Consider the following 16,739-nt stretch of genomic DNA (forward strand, 5'->3'; position numbering starts at 1 on the left):
CGTGCTCTGCCCAGGTTGGTGGGCAGAGCACGAGCTTCCGCGGAGGAGGTCACCCGGGGCGCCGCCGTGCGGAAGGGCCGCTGCGACCAGCCCGGCGTCCTGCTTGGCTCGGCGGCATGGTGCACAGGATGGTCGTCCAGTACGGGCAGCCCGCCGACGCGGCGGTCTTCGAGGAGAGCTATCACGAGCACGTCCGGCTGGTCAACGAGGTCCCGGGGGTGCTGCGGTACACCCTCGGCCGCCCCGCCGCCGTCAACGGCGAGCCGCCGGCCACCTACCTCGTCGCCGAGCTCGACTTCGAGTCCGCCGAGGCGATGGGCGAGGCCATGCGCACCCCCGAGTGGGCCGCCGCCGGGAAGGACGTCCGCAGCTTCGCCACCGGCGGCGTCAGCGTCGCCTTCTTCGACGTCGAGGACGTCGGCCGCCGCGCATAGGAGCCCTCAGGGGCCGCGCCGCACCTCGTCGGGGGTCCGGCCGAACGCGGCGCGGAACCCTCGGCCGAAGGTGGCCGAGTCGCGGAAGCCCCAGGCGTGCGCCACCGCGCCGACGGTGACCGTCGTCCCCCGCCGGGCCAGCTCCCGCGCCGCACCGTCCAGCCGACGCCGGCGCACGTAGCCGGCCGGCGTCAGCCCGCGCGCGGCGAACAGCGCGTACAGCGAGCGCTCGCTCACGTAGGCGCCGGCCGCGATCGCCGCCGGGGTCAGGGACGGGTCGCGCAGGTGTGCCGCGACGTGGGCGGTGACCCGCGCCCAGGCCGCGTCGTCCCGCGGCGGGGCTGAGTCGTCCCGGGGGGCGAGGGCACCGGCCAGCAGGCCCACCGCGGCGTCGGCGACCGGCTGCCCGAGCCGCTCGTCCAGCGCCCCGGCGGAGGCCAGCGTCGTCCCGAGCAGCGCGGTCAGCAGGCGGGCGGCCGCCGGTTCCAGCAGGCCGCTGCGCGCGCCGGGCAGCCGGGACGACGGCACGAGCAGCGTCCACTTGTGCAGCCGGCCGGGCACCCGGAACCGCGCCGGCTCGTCGGCCCGCCACAGCAGCGCCGTCCCGGGGCCGAGGGTCACCCGCGCGCCGCCGACCTCCACCTGCTCCAGCCCGGACCGCACGAACAGCACCCCGACGACGTCGTCGTCCGTCGCCGCCAGCTGGGCCCGCCCGCGCGAGCCGGAGCACGGGCCGCAGCGGCAGTCGACCAGGGTGAGGTCGCCGACCCGGTAGCGGACGAGGCCGGCCGGCCCGGGCACGCGCTCGCCGGGGGTCAGTGCCCACGGCAGGTGGGTCGCGCTGACCACCTCGCGGAAGGCGTCGTCCCGGTCGGCGGCGGGCACGTCGGCGGCGTCCCACCGTTCGGCGACCAGCGTCATCGCGGACCTCCCGCCGCGCAGCCAACCCCCGCCCGCCAGGCGCGGCAAGACCTGCAGGCATCGCCGCGAACCGTGCGGGCATCGTCGCGACGCCGGCCACGCGGCGCGGCACGGTCGGCGGCATGCGAGAGGACATCGAGTTCGCGACCGAGGACGGCGTCACCCTGCGCGGGTGGCACTACGCCCCCGACCAGGGCGCCACCGACACCCGCCGACCGCTGGTCGTCATGGCACACGGCTTCTCCGCCACCAAGGAGATGTTCCTGGACGACTTCGCCGAGCACTTCGCCGCGGGCGGTCTCGGCGTGCTCGTCTACGACAACCGCAACCTCGGTGCCAGCGACGGCACGCCCCGCGGCGAGCTGGACCCGTGGCAGCAGATCCGCGACTACCGGACGGCGATCACCTGGGCGCAGACCCAGCCGTGGTGCGACCCCGACCGCATCGGCGTGTGGGGGTCGAGCTACAGCGGCGGGCACGTGCTCGTCGTCGCCGCGCTCGACCGGCGGGTGAAGGCCGTCGTCTCGCAGGTGCCGCTGGTCAGCGGGCTGGCCAACGCCCGCCGGCTGATCCGCGCCGACGCCTTCGCCGGGCTGCGGCAGATGTTCGACGCCGACCGGGCCGCCCGCTACGCCGGCAAGGACCCCGCGATGATCCAGGTCGCCTGGGAGAAGGAGCCCGACGAGGCGTGCGCGCTGCCCACCGAGGACAGCCACGACTTCTTCCTCGGGCCGGTCCTGGACCGCGCGACCACCTGGCGGAACGAGGTCACCCTGCGGTCGGTGGAGATGTTCACCGAGTACGAGCCCGGTGCCTACATCGGCCAGATCGCACCCACCCCGCTGATGGTGGTCGTGGCCGCGCAGGACCACCTGACCGTCGCCGACCTGACGCTGGAGTACTACGAGCGCGCCCGGCACCCCAAGGAGCTGCTGGTGCTGCCGGTCGGGCACTTCGACGCCTACACCGGCGACTCGTTCCAGGAGTCGGCACCGGCCCAGCTGCGCTGGTTCCAGCGGTACCTGCGCTGAGCCCCGCGCCCGGCTCCCCGCGGCGCCACCCGCGGGGAGCCGGGACGGGGGTCAGGCCTGCGGGGACGGCTGGTCGGAGTTGAAGATGTCGATCCCGAACTTCCACGAGCCGTCGGGCTGGCGCCGGTGGACGACGACGTACTTGCCGGTGTCCACGACCGCCCCACCGGCGCGGATCTCGTACTGCCCCTCCTCGACGGCCAGGTCGCCCTGCTCCACCAGCGTGAGCGTCGTGAGCGTGCCGCTCTCCACGCCCTGGTCGAGCATGCCCTTCCAGAACTCCTCGATCGCGGCCCTGCCCTCGACCGCCGGAGCTCCGGGCGCCAGCACGCGCCCGTCGGGCGCGTAGACCGACGCCATCATCGCGGCGTCCTTCTCCTCCACGCCCTTGATGAAGGTGGCGTTCAGGGCGTCGATGTCGCTGCGGCTCATGGTGTCCTCCTCGCGGGTGCGGACACCCAGCGTCGAACCGCCCACGAGAGCCCGACAGGGACCTCCGACCCGATGCGCCGGGCCTCCCGGAGGGTGGACGATCGCCGCTCGACGCGGGCACCGGAGGCGCTGGAGCAGGCCGGGCACACCGTGGAGGAGGCCGCGCCGGAGTTCGACGTCGCGGCCCTCGACGACTCCAACCTCAAGGCGTGGTGCAGCTTCCTCGCCGACGGCCCCGCGGTCGTCGCCTCCTGACCTGTCTCGCGGATGCTCGTGCTCTGCCCACGGTGGTGGGCAGAGCACGAGCATCCGTGGAGCAACCCGGTCCGGATCAGCCGGCGGGGACGCCGCGCACCTCCTGCTCCAGCCGGCCGGGCTCGAACGCGGGCCGCCGGTGGGCGGTGGCGCGCATGGCGCCGTCCGGCCGCGGCAGCCGGCGGGCCTTGGTGCGGGTGCGCGACTCGACCAGCCCGGCCGGCGGCACGCGGGGCACGTTGCCGACGATCTCGTCGATGATCCCGTTGCGCTCCTCGTAGGCCGCGCCGCCGTCCTCGCAGCACATGATCCAGCGGATCTCCTCCGGGCTCAGGCCGCGGTCGTGCAGGGCGAGCACCTGCTCCCGCCACCGCAGCGCGACCTCCGCCGCGAGCGCCGGAGGCCCGGCCGGGGTGGCCATCTGCCGGGTGGCCAGCTCGATCTGTCTGACCTCGAGGGCCTTCTGCTCGAGCCCGAGGCGGTACTGCGTCAGGGCGGTGATGGCGCTGACCACGAGGGCGGCGACGGCAGCGACGCCCGTGACCCAGTCGGGCATGGGGACTCCCATCCCATTTCGAAACGAGACAGGGTCATCTTGGGCGTCCCCGACACGCCCGAGCAAAGGGAAGGTCGCGGCACACCGGCGGACCGGACCGGCGGTACAGGATCCGCGTCAGGGAGTGCCCCCGCCCCAGGAGGTGCGGGTCATCGGCGCGGGCCGCCCGGGTGGGTGCGTCAGACGCGCTGGCGGATCCGGATGCCGCGGCCGTCGAGCTGACGGTGCACCAGCACGGCCACGGCCACAGCGGTCGGCAGGTGGCCGGCGGCCAGCGCGGCGGAGCCGTCCCCGGAGTCGCTGGAGGCCGCCAGCACGTTGAGGACGCCCACGAGGACGTTCACGTAGCTGGCGGCACGGAGCACGGCCTCCCAGCGCAGCCAGCCGTTCAGCCACACGCGGAGCCCGCCGAACGGCAGGAGCACGACACCGAGCACCCACAACCCGATCATGAACACCGGCACCCCGGCGAGGGCGCCGACGACGCCCTGGAAGAAGTCACCCACGGAGATCCCCGTCCATCGCTCGACACGTGACTGGCACCCGGCCACGGCCGACCCACGCCCAGGACCCCGGGCAGGCAGCGACCCCTGCTCTCGGGATGCGGGCGGATGCCTCCGCCGGTGTCCCACCGACGGCGTGGCCGCGACCGTAGTCCGGCGCAGCGGCCCGCTCTGCGACCGACACCACGGGACGCCACTCGGTGCACACCCGGCTCCAGCGGCGTCGCGTGCCCGCCGTGCACCACCCGTCACCGGTGCCCGTACCGCAGGGAACAGCTCGGCCACGGGCCAGGATCCACCGGCGGACGGGCCGTACCGTGGGCGCCGCACGGGAGCCGGCAGCGAGGGGGCACGACAGGGTGACGACGGACCTGGACAGGCGGACGACGAGCGTCGAGGCCGCGGCCAGGCTCGCCGACCAGCTGGTCGACGCCTGGGGCAGCTGGGGGCCCAACATGACCCCGGACGCCCGGCGCGTGGCGTTCATCAGCGACCGCTCCGGCACGCCGCAGGTCTGGATCCAGGACGTCGTCCTGGACGGCACCATCCCGCCGGCGCGGCACATCCGCCTCTCCGACGACCCCGTCGTCTCGGTCCGGTGGGCGGCCGACAGCGGCTGGCTCACCTGCGAGGTCGCCACCGACGGCGGCGTCCGGACGGCGGTCTGGGTGGTGCGCCCCGACGGCACCGACGCCCGCCGCATCGCCGGTGACTCCGAGACCCACGCGGAGCTCGGCCCCTGGACCCGCAGCGGGCACCGCTTCGTCGTGACGATCCCGGGCGCGGCCGGCCAGCCCACCCGCGCCTACCTCGCCGACCCGGCGACCGGCCGGCTGGACCCGCTGGCCGAGGGCGTGCTGATCCACGTGCTCGACGTGTCGCTGGAGGAGCGGTTCATCGTCGTCCGCGACGGCGAGCGCGGGCAGCAGTACGTGGTCGTCGTCGACCGGCTCACCGACCAGGACTTCAGCGTGCTGCCGCAGGGCGCGACCGGGTCCACCGACGTCGCGCTGATCCGGCCCGCCCCGGAGGACCACTCCGGCCCGGTCTACGTCTACATGGCCTCCGACGTCGGCCTGCCCCGCCGCCAGCTGATCGGGCTGCCGTTCGGGCCCAACGGCTGGCGCGGCGAGCCCCGGACGCTGGCCGCCCGCGACGACGCCGAGCTGGAGTTCGTCGACGCCGACGACGCCGGGAAGCTGCTGCTGCTGGTGTGGAACGTGGCCGGGCGCAGCGAGCTGGAGCTGATGGACACCGCCACCGGTGGCCGCACCCCGATCTCCGGGCTGCCCGGCCTGGTGGCCGCCAACCCGGTGCTCAGCCGCGACGGCGGCAGCGTGGTGCTCGGCGTGCAGGGGCCGACCCGCCCGCGCGAGCTGTGGCACGTGGACACCACCACGCACGCGTGGACGCGGGTGACCTCGGCTCCCCCGCTGCCGGCCCAGCGGCTCGTCGTCCCCACGCTGCGGACCTTTCCCGGGCAGGACGGGCTGCCCCTGACCGGCTGGCTGTACCGGGCCCCCGCGGGGCTCAAGCGCCCCGGCCCGGCGGTGGTGTACCTGCACGGCGGCCCGGAGGCGCAGGAGCGGCCGACGTTCTCCGCCGAGCACCAGGCGCTGGCCGCGGCGGGGATCACGGTGTTCGCGCCCAACATCCGCGGCTCGTCGGGGTTCGGCCGGGAGTTCGTGCACGCCGACGACCTGCACCTGCGCCACGCCGCGTTCGCCGACGTCCTGGCCGCCGCCGAGCACCTGGTGGAGTCGGGGATCGCGCCGAAGGACCGGATCGCCGTCACCGGCCGGTCCTACGGCGGGTACCTGACCCTCGCCTCGCTGGCGTTCTCCCCCGGGGTCTTCGCCGCCGGCGTCGACATCTGCGGCATGTCCGACCTGGTCACCTTCTACCGGGACAGCGAGCCGTGGATCGCCGCGGCCGCGGTGTCCAAGTACGGGCACCCCGAGCGCGACCGCGCCCTGCTCGACGACATCTCGCCGCTGGCCTCGGCGCACCGGATCGACGTGCCGCTGCTGGTGGTGCACGGCGAGCACGACACGAACGTGCCCCTGGGCGAGGCGCACCAGATCGTGGCGGCGCTGCGCGCGATGGACCGGCCGGTGGAGTACCTGGAGCTCGCCGGCGAGGGGCACGACTACCGCCGCGCCGACTCCCGCAAGCTGCTGGTCCGCACGATGCTGGGCTTCCTCACCGCCGCCCTCGACGGCGCCGGGACCGCCGACGCCGCGCCGGACGAGGCCGTACCGGTCACCCTGGAGGAGTGACCGACCCCTTCGACCTCGACCGGTTCGTGCAGGCCCAGGACGGCGGCGTGTACGAGGCGGCGCTGCGCGAGCTGCGGGCCGGGGCCAAGCGCGGCCACTGGATGTGGTTCGTCTTCCCACAGGTCGCCGGGCTCGGCCGCAGCTCCACCGCCCAGCACTACGCGGTCTCCGGGCTGCCCGAGGCGCAGGCCTACCTCGACCACCCGCTGCTCGGCCCGCGCCTGGTCGAGTGCGCGCAGGCGCTGCTGGACCTCGGCACTCCCGACGCCGTCGGGGTGCTCGGGCCGGTCGACGCGGTCAAGCTGCGCTCCTCCATGACGCTGTTCGAGCGGGCCGAGCCGGAGGCGGCGGTGTTCGGCGCCGTGCTGGACCGCTTCTTCGGCGGCGAGCGGGACGAGGCGACGCTCGGCCGGATCTGACCGCGCTCACAGCGGGAACGAGACGTACTTGGTGGTCAGGTACTCGCCGATGCCCTCGTGCCCGCCCTCGCGGCCCAGCCCGGACTGCTTGACCCCGCCGAAGGGAGCCGCCGGATCGGACACCGCGCCGCGGTTGAGGCCGACCATGCCGGTCTCGAGCGCCTCCGCGATGCGCAGGCCGCGGGCCAGGTCGCCGGTGTAGACGTAGGCGACCAGGCCGAACGGCGTGCCGTTGGCGCGGGCCACCACGTCGTCGTCGGAGTCGAACGTGGCGATCGGCGCGACCGGCCCGAACGTCTCCTCGGTCATCGCGGCGGCGTCGGACGGGACGTCGAGCAGCACCGTCGGCGGGTAGAAGAAGCCGGGCCCCTCCGGCCGGGTGCCCCCGACGACCGCCCGCGCGCCGGCCCCGACCGTCTCCCGGACCACCCGGTCGACCTTCGCCACCGTCGCGGCGTTGACCAGCGGCCCCAGGTGGACGCCCGGGTCGTCCCCGCGGCCGGAGGTGAGCGCGCCCATCCGCGCCGCGAGCCGGGCGGCGAAGGCCTCGGCGACCGGCGTCTCCACGTAGAAGCGGTTCGCCGCCGTGCAGGCCGACCCGCCGTTGCGCATCTTCGCGAGCATCGCGCCGTCCACCGCGGCGTCGAGGTCGGCGTCGGCGCAGACGATGAAGGGCGCGTTGCCGCCCAGCTCCATGGAGGAGACCAGCACCTGGTCGGCGGCCTGCCTGAGCAGGACGCGGCCCACCTCGGTCGAGCCGGTGAACGAGATCTTGCGCAGCCGCGGGTCGGCCATGGCGGTCGCGGCGACCTCCCTGGCCCGCACCGTGGGCAGCACGTTGACCACCCCGGCGGGAACGCCGGCCTCCTCCAGCAGCTCGGCCAGCAGCAGCGCGGTGAGCGGGGTGTCCTCGGCCGGCTTGACCACGACGGTGCAGCCGGCGGCGAGGGCCGGGCCGATCTTGCGGGTGAGCATCGCCGCGGGGAAGTTCCACGGGGTGATGAGCAGGCACACCCCGACCGGCTGGCGGGTGACGAGGGTGCGGGTCCCGCCGGCGGGGGCGACGCGGTAGTCGCCGTCGATGCGGACCGCCTCCTCGGCGAACCACCGCAGGAACTCCGCGGCGTAGGCGACCTCGGCCCGCGCGTCGGTCAGCGCCTTGCCGTTCTCCCGGGTGATCAGGAGCGCGAACTCCTCGGCGCGGGCGGTCATCAGCTCGAAGGCCCGCCGCAGCACCTCCGACCGCTGCCGGGGCGGGGTGGCGGCGAAGCCGGGCAGCGCCTCCGCGGCCGCCCGCACCGCGTCGGCGGCGTCGGCGGGGGTCGCGTCGGCCACCCGGGCGAGCACGGTCCCGTCGGCCGGGTCGAGCACGTCGAACGCGGCGCCGTCGCCGCAGTCCCGCCACGTCCCGCCCACCAGGACGCCGGTGGGGACGGGCCGGGCGATGCCGGGGACGTGCGCGCGGGGGCTGTCTGCCATGGGTCTCTCCTCGGTCGGTGGGGTGCGGCGGGCACGCCGGGACCCCGGCCGCAGCCGGGCGGCCGGGGTCCTGGCAGCGGGTCAGGACGCGGCGAGGGACCCGGTGCGGTCGTGCACCAGCCGGCCGCCCAGGTAGACCTGCTCGACGGTGGTGCCGGTCAGCTCCTCGACGCCGCACCGCCGCGGGTCGCGGTCCAGGACGGCGACGTCGGCGAACTTCCCCGGCTCCAGCGAGCCGCGGGTGTCCCCCTCCCCCAGCGCCCGGGCCGCGTGCAGCGTGTGCATCCGCAGGGCCTCCTCGACCGTGATGGCCTGGTCGGGTTCCAGCGGGTCGCCGTGGAAGTCGGCGCGGCCCACGCAGGCGGCGATGCTCGCGAACGGGTTGGTCTGCCCCTGGTCGGAGCCGATCCACACGTCCGAGCTGGCCGAGATCGGCCAGCCGTCGTCGAGCAGCCGGCGGAACGGGAACTGCCCCCGGCGGGCGTACTCCCCGACGTACTCCGGCACGAACGCGCCGAAGTTGCGGATGAACACCGGCTGCGGGCACGGGACGATGCCCGCCCGCCGCCAGCCCGCCGTCGCGCCGGCGTAGTCGGGCACGAAGTTCCCGGCGTGCTCGATGCGCGGGGTGGGCGCGCCCGCGGGGAGCTCCGCGCGCACCTCCGCGAACGCCTCGCACACGGCGTCCTGCGCGCGGTCCCCGTTGGCGTGCACGGCCAGCTGCAGCCCGGCGTCCGCGGTCCGCCGCAGGGCCTCGACGAGCTGCTCCCGGCTCAGCGCCACGTGCCCGCAGTGGTCCGGCCCGAGCTCCGGCAGGACGTACGGGCGCTTCATGGCGGCCGACGCGGCGGAGTACCCGCCGTCGCTGAACATCTTCACGCCCTGGATCCGGGCCAGCTCGCGGCCGACGGAGAAGTCCGCCCACTCCCGGTACCGGACGGCGTCCTCCAGCGACGTCGTCCCGGGGACCCACAGGTAGAAGTGCATGCGGGTCGCCAGCGTCCCGGCGGCCAGGGCGGCGTCGTAGGCCCGGAGGCCGGCGACGGTCTCCGAGATCTCCCCGAGCGTGGTGACGCCGTGGCGGGTGAAGAGGTCGGCGATCCCCTCCTCGACGGCCCGCTGCAGCTCGCCCGGCTCGAGGTCGGGCAGCGGCAGCAGGTTGTCCATCTCCTTGACCACGCCGGTGGGCGCCCCCGACGGGTCACGCTCGACCGTCGGCAGCCCGGTGATGCTGTGGTCGACCGATCGGTAGTCGGCGTCGATGCCCGCCAGCTCCAGCGCCCGGGTGTTGAGCACGCTCAGGTGGCCGCCGCAGCGCAGCACGATCGCCACGGACCGGCTCACACCGTCGAGCTCCTGGCGGGTGGGGAAGCGCCCGTCGGCCAGCTTGCGGTCGAAGAAGAGGTTGGCCTCCCCCACCAGCCAGCCGTCCCGCGCCTCCGGCAGCGCCGCGGTCAGGACGTCGAGCACGTCGGCGACGGTGCGGCACCCCGGCGCCCGGCAGTCCACCGTGAGGTAGCGCGTGCGGGCGGCCACCTCCGAGTGGACGTGCGGGTCGACGAACCCCGGCACCAGGACCCGGTCCCCGACGTCGACCACCGTCGTCCGGTCGCCGGTCAGGGCGTCCCGGTGGGCGGCCGGGACGACGTCGGTGATCGATCCGTCGCGGATGCCGATCGCCACGGGGCCGTCGGGTTCGCCGTCCGGGCCCATGGTGATCGCCCGGCCGACCAGGACGGTGTCCGCCGGGGCGCTCACGTGGTCTCCGGGGCGGTCGTGCGGCCGGCCACCGTCGTCCCCTCGGCCACCGCGTGGCGCTGGGACGGGACCGCCCGGACGGCGTGGGGAGCCCCGTAGCCCCCGCGGCCGGCCGGGACGAGCACCAGCCGGGCGCCGACCCAGTAGACGAGCCCGGACACCAGGACGGCGGGGACCGACGCGGTGAGGAAGGAGAACGGCTCCCGCGCCTCGTAGGTCACCGGGTCGAGCAGGTACAGGTAGGCGACGACGCCCGCGGCGAAGGCGACCAGCCCGACCGGGTTGACCCCGCCCCAGTAGTGGTACGCGCCGGCCGGGGTGCGGTCGTAGAGCGCGTGCGCGTCCAGCCGCTGCCGGCGGAGCAGGAAGTAGTCCGCGATCTGGATGCCGCACATCGGCCCGAAGGCGACCCCCAGGAAGGACAGGAACGTGCCGAAGTGGTCGAAGACGGCATCGGGGAAGAAGCCCACGAACAGGAAGGCGGGGAGGACCGCGAGGAAGGTGGTGGCGTTCCAGGACACCTTGGCCACGCCCGGCAGCTGCCGCAGCGCGATCGCGGAGGCGTAGACGCCCACGACCACGGTGCCCAGGTCGGCGATGAGGACGAAGACCAGCAGGACCACGCCGATGACCGGCCCTCCGGTCTCCACGAGGAACTGGGTGGGGTCGCCGCCGGAGGAGGGGATCACCAGGCCGGCGTAGAAGCCGGCCAGCGAGCCGACGCCGACGCCGAGGCCCAGCCCGATGACCAGCGGCCACAGCGACTTCCGCGCCGAGGGACCGTTGCGGACGATGCCGCCGGTGTAGGCCCACCAGGACAGGTTCGAGGCGATGAGCACCTCGATGCCGCTGGCCCAGTTCACCCGCTCGGACTCGGCGGGGAACACCGCGGGCGCGTCGAGCAGCTCACCGACACCCAGCTTGTAGATGAGCAGCGCCATGACGGCCACGCCGAGCACGAGGGTGAGGACGGCGATCGGCGGCCCGAAGTCCCGGAGCGACTCAGGGCCCTTCCGGAGCACCAGCAGGGACACGAGGATGCCGGCGATCCCGGACGCCCCGGTGATCCAGCCCGGCGCGGTGTAGCCGAACCCCTCGATGATCGATGCGGTCGCCCGGCCCATGAAGACGAACAGCACGATGTTCCAGCCCAGCGTCGACCCGTAGATCAGGACGACGGACAGGACCGAGCCCCGGACGCCGAGCTGCGGGCGGCTGGACACCGCCGAGTCGATGCCGTACTTCGCGCACACCGGCAGCAGCGCGAGGACGATGAACAGCATCCCGATGAGCGAGCCGGCGAGGATGGCCAGCGTGCCTGCCACGGCGGTCAGGTAGAAGCTGACGAACCCGCCGATGATGAAGCACCACGTGGCCACCGCCGTGGCGATGGACATGCCGAAGGTGACGCGCCCGTCCCAGTGCCGTTCCTGGCGGAGGCGCGGCCAGCCGTTCTGCAGCGCCGCGTGCTGCGAGGTCTCCTGGGCGGTCACATCAGGCTCCCGATGAGGACGAGGACGAGGGGGACGAGCACCGTCACGACCAGCAGCGCGACGTAGTCACCGCGCAGCAGCGGCAGACCCTGGACCGCGGGGTCCTCGATCTCGCTGCAGCGGCGGGCGAGTTCCTGGGCCTCCCACGCCCCGTCGTGCTGCTCGACCGGCCGGCTCACCGGGCACCGCCCACGCCGGTGTCGACCACCGGGATCACCTCGTGCCCGATGAGCTCGAGCGACCGCTTGATCTGCTCGTGGCCGACGCCGTCGATGCGCAGCAGCAGCTCGTCGAGACCCATGGCCTCCAGCTGCTTGATCCGCCCGATGAAGTCGTCCGGGTCCCCGATCATCACGGACGGAGTGTTCTCGCAGAGCCACTCCATGTCATCGCGGTGCTCGATGAGGGCCTTGATCCGGTCGAGGTACTCGTAACCGGGGTTGTCGGCCAGGGGGATGTAGAGGTCGAGGATGAAGTCGAAGTAGGTCTTCGCCATCCCGCCGGCGACCTCCATGGCCTCGGCCCGCGTCGGCGCGCAGAAGGCGGTCGCGACGTAGAGCCCGCGGTAGTCGTTCGGGCGGAGGACGCCGGTGTGGTCGGCCGCGTCGAACGCCCGCCGGTACTCGGTGAGGCACTCGTCGAGGTAGTCGAACCCGAAGTAGTTGTCGAAGGTGATGACCCCGATGCCGCGGGTGCCGGCGTTGCCGTGGGACTGGACGCTCGAGGCGGCGACCGAGACCGGCGGGTGCGGCTGGGTGACCGGCCGCGGCATGATCTCCCGCGGCGGGACCTGCCACACCGGCCCGTCGTGCTCGACGACCGGCCGGCTGATCGCCTTCATGAGCAGGTCCATCCCGTCCTCCCACTGGGCACGGGTGGCCTTGGGGTCGACACCGAAGGCCCCGAGGGTGTGCAGGTTGTTGCTGCGCGCGGTGCAGATCTCCGCGCGGCCCCGGGACACGATGTCGAGCGTGGCCAGGCGCTCGGCGATGAGGATCGGGTGGTTCCAGGCCAGCAGGACCGAGGCCATCGGGCGCAGCTTGATCTGCTCGGTCTGGGCCGCGATCGCGGCGTAGAGGACCTCCGGTGCGGCCACCGAGAAGTGCGGCGGGCTGAAGTGCTGTTCCGAGGTGCCCCAGGTGGAGAAGCCCAGCCGGTCGGCGAGGCGGACCTCGTCGATCATCTGGTGGTACCGGGAGGCGACGTCGGTCCCGACGAGGTCGCCTTCCTGCAGCAGTCCGATGCGCATGGTCGTGCCTTTCGTGGGTGCGGTCGCCGGCTGCGGGGCGCCTCCGGCGGGGAACGGCTGCCGCTCGGTGCGCAGCCGCGGTGGTGCGGATTGCTAGGTTGCGGACGTGTCAGCGGGGAACGGGGGTCCGATCGGGGACGAGCGGCCGGCCGCGGATCCACTGCCGCCGCGGGTCCCCGTCCTGCGCGCGGCGCCCGGCGGCCCCGAGCTCGACGACGTGGAGCGCCGCCTGGTCCTGCTGCTGCAGGAGGACGGCCGGACGCCGTACGCGGAGCTGGCCCGCCGCCTGGGCGTGACCGAGCGGACCGCGCGCCGCAAGGTGGCGGGGCTGCAGGAGCGCGGGGTGCTGCAGATCGCCGCGGTCACCGACCCGGAGGTCCTGGGCTACGCCTCGATGGCGCTGCTGTGGCTGACCCTGGGCAGCGGCGCGGCCACCGACGACCTCGCCGCCCGGGTCGTGGCGCTGCCCGAGGTGGACTACGTCACCGTCACGACCGGCGCCGAGGCGATGCAGGTGGAGGTCCTGTGCCGCGACTCGGCGGCGCTGCGGGTGCTGGTGGACGAGCAGTTCCGCTCCCTGCCGGGGGTCACCGGGGTCGACGTGCTCCCCTACCTCCGGCTGCACTACCAGCAGGCCCGCTTCGACCCCGACCGGCTCGACATCGCCAGCGGCGTGCGACCCACCCTCATGGACGCCGTCGACCGGTCCGTCGTGACCCAGCTGGCCATCGACGGGCGGGTGCCCTTCAGCGACGTCGCCGCGCGCCTCGGCGTCTCCGAGACCATGGTCCGGCAGCGCTTCCAGCGGCTCAGCCACGCCGGCGTCGTGAAGGTCATGTCCATCGCCAACCCGCTGACGCTGGGGTACGCCGCATCCGCCTGGCTGGCGGTCCGGCTCGCCCCCGGCGCCCGCCGGGTCGACGTGGCCGAGCGGCTCACGGCGCTGCCGGCCGTCTCCTACGTGGCCATCACGGCCGGCCGGTGCGACGTCCTGGCCGAGGTGGTGTGCCGGCACCGGGACGACCTGCTGGCCCTCGTCGACGACCAGGTGCGGGCCATCGACGGGGTGGGCTCGGTGGACGTCTCCGTCTACCTGGACGTGCTCTACAAGCCCCTGCTCCCCTACTCCCCGGCTCCCTGAGGCCCGGCCGGCCGCGGGGCTCACCCGGCGAGCCAGACGGTCTTGGTCTCCAGGTGCTTGGCCAGCCCGTCCGGACCGCAGTCCCGGCCCAGCCCTGAGGCCTTGGCGCCACCCCACGGCGCGGTCGCGCTGAAGTCGCCGTAGGTGTTGACCCACACCGTGCCTGCGTGCAGCCGGTCGGCGAGGCGGTGGGCGCGCCCGACGTCCCGCGTCCACAGACCGGCGGTCAGCCCGTACCGGGTGCCGTTCGCGCGGCGGACCAGCTCCTCCTCGTCGCGGAAGGTCTGCACGACCAGGACCGGGCCGAAGACCTCCTCCGAGGCGACCGGCGACGCGTCGGCCGGGTCGACGACGACGGTCGGCTCGAAGAAGTAGCCGTCGGCGAGCTCGCCGCCGATGTCGCGGCCGCCCGTGGTGACCCGGGCACCGGTGCCCGCGACGCCGTCGACGAAGCCGCGCACCTTGTCGCGGTGGGCGGCCGACACCAGCGGCCCCATGGTGGACGACGGCGACAGCCCCGGGCCCACCACGAGGCTCGCGGCGTGGTCGTGGACCACCGCGAGGACGTCGTCCAGGACGCTCTCCTCGACCATCAGCCGGGAGCCGGCGAAGCAGACCTGGCCGGTGTAGAAGAACGCCGTGGTCGCGGCCGCGGCGGCGGCCTGCTCGACGTCGGCGTCGGCGAACACGACGTTGGGGTTCTTCCCGCCCAGCTCCAGCGAGATGTGCTTGAGGTCGGCGCCGGCCTGGGCGGCCAGCCGGCGGCCCACGGCCTCGGACCCGGTGAACGAGATGGCCGGCACCAGCGGGTGGGCCACCAGCGCGGCGCCCGCCCCGCTCCCGGGGCCGGTGACGACCGAGACCGTGCCCTCCGGCAGGCCGGCCTCCAGCGCCAGCTCGGCCAGCCGCAGGGTCGACAGGGAGGTGAGCTCGGAGGGCTTGAGGACCACGGTGTTGCCGGCGGCGAGCGCCGGGGCGATCTTGATGGCCGCCTGGCAGAAGGGGAAGTTCCACGGCGTGATCGCCGCGACGACGCCGTACGGCCGGCGCGTCGTGTAGACGTGCGCCGACGGGTCCGGGACCGCGACGACCGAGCCGGCGATCTTCGACGGCCAGCCGGCGTAGTAGCGGAACTGCTCGACGGCCAGGCCGATGTCGACGGCCTCGACGAACGCCACGGGCTTGCCGCTCTCCAGCGCGTCGTACTGGGCCAGTTCGAGGGCGTGCTCCTCGATGAGGTCGGCCAGCCGGTGCAGCGCCCGCTCCCGGGCGAACGGCGACATGCGGCCCCACGACCCGGTGAACGCCTCGTGCGCGGCGCGCACGGCCACGTCGACCTCGTCGTCGGTGCAGGCGGCGACGGTGGTGATCTCGCGGCCGGTGGACGGGTCGACCGTCGGGATCCACGGACCGTCGTGGTCCGCGGCCGACGCGGGCACGGCGGCCCGGGAGACGAACCGGCCGGCCTCCGGCAACAGACCGGCGATCGGGGCGGGGGCGGTGGTGGTCAAGGCAGCTCCACGGGAGGAGGGACGGGGGCGCTCGGCCCGGCCGCGGTAAGGCGGCGGCGAGCGGTGTGACGGGCTTCACGACGGAACGTAACAGTGCTCGACTCATCTTGGCTAGAGCGGATCACGGCCTTGCAAACTCTGTGTCGCGCTGAGTACGGTCCTCCGCCACGGAGGCCGGGATCGGGCCGTTCCGCTCCACGACCCAGGAGGACCAGCGTGTTCGACGTCTTCGCCATCTACGCCTCGCCCGAGGACCCCGCGGCGTTCGACGCCCACTACCGGGACGTCCACGCCCCTCTCACGCGGGCGATGCCGGGTCTCCTCGAGTTCACCTGGGGGCACGGCGACGACCCCTCCGCCTACGTCGTGGCGCGGATGACCTTCGCCTCCGGGGACGCCGCGGACGCCGCGTTCACCTCACCGGAGGGCGCGGCCGCGGCGGCGGACCTGGCCACCTTCGCCGGCGCCGGGGTCTCACTGGTCCGGGTGCCGCGCGCCGACGTCGCGCCGGTCGGTCGGGCGTGAGCAGCGCGCCCGTGCTCGCACCCTGCGGACCCGACCCCTCGGCGCTGCGCCGGGTCTTCGCCGGCTTCCCGTCCGGCGTGGTGGCCGTCGCGGCCGACGTCGGGGGGACGCCGACGGTGCTGGTCGCGTCCTCGTTCACGGTCGGCGTCTCCCAGGACCCGCCCCTGGTCATGTTCGCCGTGCAGCGCAGTTCGACCACCTGGCCGGACCTCGCGACCGCGCCGGTCCTCGGGATCTCCGTCCTCGGCGAGGCGCACGCGCCCAAGGCCCGTCAGCTGGCCGGCAAGGAGCGGCACGGCCGGCTGGCCGGCGTCGCGGCCACGACCGCGCCGTCGGGGGCCGTGTTCCTCGACGGCGCCCCCGTCTGGCTGGAGTGCTCGACCGAGGACGTCCACCCGGCGGGCGACCACGACATCGTCGTGCTGCGCGTCCTCGCGATGCACGCCGACGACGACTCCCACCCGCTGGTGTGGCACCGCTCCGGCTTCACCACGCTGGTCCGCTGAGCGGAGGACCCATGACGACCCTCGAACTCGCGCCCGTGCAGCCCCCCGGCCCGGCGACCCGGTGGGCGGCGGTGGAGGCCGCGATCGCCGCGGTCAGGGCCGGCCGCCCGGTGGTGGTGCTGGACGACGAGGACCGGGAGAACGAGGGCGATCTGATCTTCGCCTCGGAGCTGGCCACGCCGGAGCTGGTGGCGTTCATGGTGCGCTACACCTCGGGCTACATCTGCGTGGCCGTGACCGAGGAGGA

The 16,739-nt window shown here is 74.5% G+C and carries 19 protein-coding genes; 9 read left to right on the forward strand and 10 right to left on the reverse strand.

What is annotated here, in order from left to right:
* Positions 1-116 precede the first annotated feature (116 nt).
* Positions 117-434, forward strand: coding sequence for an EthD family reductase (locus ACI78Q_RS22900; protein WP_456925774.1), 318 nt, complete (start codon positions 117-119; stop codon positions 432-434).
* 6 nt (positions 435-440) lie between these two features.
* Here ACI78Q_RS22900 and ACI78Q_RS22905 read toward each other — a convergent pair whose 3' ends face one another.
* Positions 441-1,355, reverse strand: coding sequence for a helix-turn-helix domain-containing protein (locus tag ACI78Q_RS22905; protein ID WP_456925775.1), 915 nt, complete (start codon positions 1,353-1,355; stop codon positions 441-443).
* A gap of 122 nt (positions 1,356-1,477) precedes the next feature.
* Here ACI78Q_RS22905 and ACI78Q_RS22910 point away from each other — a divergent pair, with 122 nt between their 5' ends.
* Positions 1,478-2,386: an alpha/beta hydrolase gene (locus tag ACI78Q_RS22910; RefSeq protein WP_456925776.1), complete on the forward strand. Its 909-nt coding sequence runs from the start codon at positions 1,478-1,480 to the stop codon at positions 2,384-2,386.
* A gap of 51 nt (positions 2,387-2,437) precedes the next feature.
* Here ACI78Q_RS22910 and ACI78Q_RS22915 read toward each other — a convergent pair whose 3' ends face one another.
* Entirely contained in the window at positions 2,438-2,818 is a 381-nt protein-coding gene (locus tag ACI78Q_RS22915) for a YybH family protein (RefSeq protein WP_456925777.1), read from the reverse strand.
* 93 nt (positions 2,819-2,911) lie between these two features.
* Between ACI78Q_RS22915 and ACI78Q_RS22920 the strand changes: the two genes are divergently transcribed.
* Positions 2,912-3,073, forward strand: a complete 162-nt coding sequence (locus ACI78Q_RS22920; RefSeq protein ID WP_456925778.1) for a hypothetical protein — start codon at positions 2,912-2,914, stop codon at positions 3,071-3,073.
* Between the two features lie 76 nt (positions 3,074-3,149).
* On the opposite strand, the gene ACI78Q_RS22925 is transcribed toward ACI78Q_RS22920, so the two are convergent.
* Together ACI78Q_RS22925 and ACI78Q_RS22930 are read right to left on the reverse strand one after the other, a co-directional pair.
* Positions 3,150-3,629, reverse strand: a complete 480-nt coding sequence (locus ACI78Q_RS22925) for a hypothetical protein (protein WP_456925779.1) — start codon at positions 3,627-3,629, stop codon at positions 3,150-3,152.
* A gap of 179 nt (positions 3,630-3,808) precedes the next feature.
* Positions 3,809-4,135: a hypothetical protein gene (locus tag ACI78Q_RS22930; RefSeq protein ID WP_456925780.1), complete on the reverse strand. Its 327-nt coding sequence runs from the start codon at positions 4,133-4,135 to the stop codon at positions 3,809-3,811.
* 356 nt (positions 4,136-4,491) lie between these two features.
* On the opposite strand from ACI78Q_RS22930, the gene ACI78Q_RS22935 reads away from it, so the two are divergent.
* On the forward strand, positions 4,492-6,411 hold the full coding sequence (locus tag ACI78Q_RS22935; RefSeq protein WP_456925781.1) for a S9 family peptidase: 1,920 nt from the start codon (positions 4,492-4,494) through the stop codon (positions 6,409-6,411).
* Positions 6,408-6,830: a DUF1810 domain-containing protein gene (locus ACI78Q_RS22940; RefSeq protein ID WP_456925782.1), complete on the forward strand. Its 423-nt coding sequence runs from the start codon at positions 6,408-6,410 to the stop codon at positions 6,828-6,830. Before ACI78Q_RS22935 ends, ACI78Q_RS22940 begins: the two co-directional genes overlap by 4 nt.
* Before the next feature lie 6 nt (positions 6,831-6,836).
* Here the strand turns inward: ACI78Q_RS22940 and ACI78Q_RS22945 are convergent, their stop codons facing one another.
* The 5 genes from ACI78Q_RS22945 to ACI78Q_RS22965 form a co-directional block, all read right to left on the reverse strand.
* Positions 6,837-8,309: an NAD-dependent succinate-semialdehyde dehydrogenase gene (locus ACI78Q_RS22945; RefSeq protein ID WP_456925783.1), complete on the reverse strand. Its 1,473-nt coding sequence runs from the start codon at positions 8,307-8,309 to the stop codon at positions 6,837-6,839.
* 81 nt (positions 8,310-8,390) lie between these two features.
* Positions 8,391-10,067: an amidohydrolase gene (locus tag ACI78Q_RS22950; protein WP_456925784.1), complete on the reverse strand. Its 1,677-nt coding sequence runs from the start codon at positions 10,065-10,067 to the stop codon at positions 8,391-8,393.
* The gene (locus ACI78Q_RS22955; RefSeq protein WP_456925786.1) at positions 10,064-11,560 is read right to left on the reverse strand and encodes a purine-cytosine permease family protein; all 1,497 of its coding nucleotides are present in this window, start codon (positions 11,558-11,560) and stop codon (positions 10,064-10,066) included. Before ACI78Q_RS22955 ends, ACI78Q_RS22950 begins: the two co-directional genes overlap by 4 nt.
* Positions 11,557-11,739 carry a hypothetical protein gene (locus ACI78Q_RS22960; protein ID WP_456925788.1) on the reverse strand — a complete coding sequence of 61 codons (183 nt, stop codon included), beginning with the start codon at positions 11,737-11,739 and terminating at the stop codon, positions 11,557-11,559. The genes ACI78Q_RS22955 and ACI78Q_RS22960 overlap by 4 nt, the downstream gene beginning before the upstream one ends.
* On the reverse strand, positions 11,736-12,809 hold the full coding sequence (locus ACI78Q_RS22965; protein WP_456925790.1) for an LLM class flavin-dependent oxidoreductase: 1,074 nt from the start codon (positions 12,807-12,809) through the stop codon (positions 11,736-11,738). Before ACI78Q_RS22965 ends, ACI78Q_RS22960 begins: the two co-directional genes overlap by 4 nt.
* Positions 12,810-12,915: 106 nt before the next feature.
* On the opposite strand from ACI78Q_RS22965, the gene ACI78Q_RS22970 reads away from it, so the two are divergent.
* Positions 12,916-13,950 (forward strand): Lrp/AsnC family transcriptional regulator, encoded by a 1,035-nt coding sequence (locus ACI78Q_RS22970; RefSeq protein WP_456925791.1) that lies wholly within the window; start codon positions 12,916-12,918, stop codon positions 13,948-13,950.
* 20 nt (positions 13,951-13,970) lie between these two features.
* Here ACI78Q_RS22970 and ACI78Q_RS22975 read toward each other — a convergent pair whose 3' ends face one another.
* Positions 13,971-15,461 (reverse strand): aldehyde dehydrogenase family protein, encoded by a 1,491-nt coding sequence (locus tag ACI78Q_RS22975; RefSeq protein ID WP_456925792.1) that lies wholly within the window; start codon positions 15,459-15,461, stop codon positions 13,971-13,973.
* 216 nt (positions 15,462-15,677) lie between these two features.
* On the opposite strand from ACI78Q_RS22975, the gene ACI78Q_RS22980 reads away from it, so the two are divergent.
* The 3 genes from ACI78Q_RS22980 to ACI78Q_RS22990 all read left to right on the forward strand — a co-directional run.
* Positions 15,678-15,986, forward strand: coding sequence for an EthD family reductase (locus ACI78Q_RS22980; protein ID WP_456925793.1), 309 nt, complete (start codon positions 15,678-15,680; stop codon positions 15,984-15,986).
* Positions 15,987-15,997: 11 nt separating this feature from the next.
* Complete coding sequence (locus tag ACI78Q_RS22985; RefSeq protein WP_456925794.1) at positions 15,998-16,492, forward strand: flavin reductase family protein; 495 nt, start codon at positions 15,998-16,000, stop codon at positions 16,490-16,492.
* 11 nt (positions 16,493-16,503) lie between these two features.
* A partial coding sequence (locus ACI78Q_RS22990) for a 3,4-dihydroxy-2-butanone-4-phosphate synthase (protein ID WP_456925795.1) occupies positions 16,504-16,739 on the forward strand: 236 nt, incomplete at its 3' end.

The sequence above is a fragment of the Geodermatophilus sp. SYSU D00705 genome (assembly GCF_054050135.1).

Excerpts from the sequence above, each read along its gene's own strand:
- ACI78Q_RS22900 (WP_456925774.1), top strand. The coding sequence starts at position 117 with ATGGTGCACAGGATGGTCGTCCAGTACGGGCAGCCCGCCGACGCGGCG.
- ACI78Q_RS22905 (WP_456925775.1), bottom strand. The coding sequence starts at position 1,355 with ATGACGCTGGTCGCCGAACGGTGGGACGCCGCCGACGTGCCCGCCGCC.
- ACI78Q_RS22910 (WP_456925776.1), top strand. The coding sequence starts at position 1,478 with ATGCGAGAGGACATCGAGTTCGCGACCGAGGACGGCGTCACCCTGCGC.
- ACI78Q_RS22915 (WP_456925777.1), bottom strand. The coding sequence starts at position 2,818 with ATGAGCCGCAGCGACATCGACGCCCTGAACGCCACCTTCATCAAGGGC.
- ACI78Q_RS22925 (WP_456925779.1), bottom strand. The coding sequence starts at position 3,629 with ATGCCCGACTGGGTCACGGGCGTCGCTGCCGTCGCCGCCCTCGTGGTC.
- ACI78Q_RS22945 (WP_456925783.1), bottom strand. The coding sequence starts at position 8,309 with ATGGCAGACAGCCCCCGCGCGCACGTCCCCGGCATCGCCCGGCCCGTC.
- ACI78Q_RS22965 (WP_456925790.1), bottom strand. The coding sequence starts at position 12,809 with ATGCGCATCGGACTGCTGCAGGAAGGCGACCTCGTCGGGACCGACGTC.